The sequence below is a fragment of the Pseudoalteromonas sp. S4492 genome (assembly GCF_005886115.1).
GTDB lineage: Bacteria > Pseudomonadota > Gammaproteobacteria > Enterobacterales > Alteromonadaceae > Pseudoalteromonas > Pseudoalteromonas gelatinilytica.
This window is the reverse complement of record NZ_PNCP01000381.1, coordinates 1-423: the sequence shown is the minus strand read 5'-3', so window position 1 is coordinate 423 and position 423 is coordinate 1. Positions and strand designations below refer to the sequence as shown.

Genomic DNA, 423 nt, shown 5'->3' with positions numbered 1-423 from the left:
TAAAGGCCCCAGAGATTCTGGCCAGACCTTCTGTAGCCCTTCAATATCGAGCTCTGGGCGCTCAATGGCCCATTCCCATTCGCCTCGGCGGGTCAGCCCGTTAACGCTTTCACCCTTGGTTTTCAGAGTCTGAAAATACTGACCATTTTTCTCTCTGATGCGCAGAGCAACCCGTGCCTGATTCAGCTTTCGGGAGGCTGTATCAAAGTAGGTATTTCCCAAATGAAAAGTTTCTGGTGCCGAGCTGGCGAACTTTTTCCAGAAAGGAAGTGTCTTAAGGGCTTGTATCTGCGCCTTTGGCAGAGACAGCTTTAACTCTGTTTCAGTACTCATGGGTTAGCTGACCGACGGCTAAAAAGCTCATTTTACCTGCAAGCTGAAGGGTTTGTTATGGCAAATGAGCACCTGAATCTCCCTCGCATT

General features: G+C 49.2%; 1 protein-coding gene. It reads right to left on the bottom strand.

Going from position 1 to position 423, the window contains the following annotated elements; all coding sequences use genetic code 11:
• On the bottom strand, positions 1-333 hold a 333-nt coding region (locus CWC28_RS21855; protein ID WP_138625797.1), incomplete at its 3' end, for a CYTH domain-containing protein.
• Positions 334-423 lie beyond the last annotated feature (90 nt).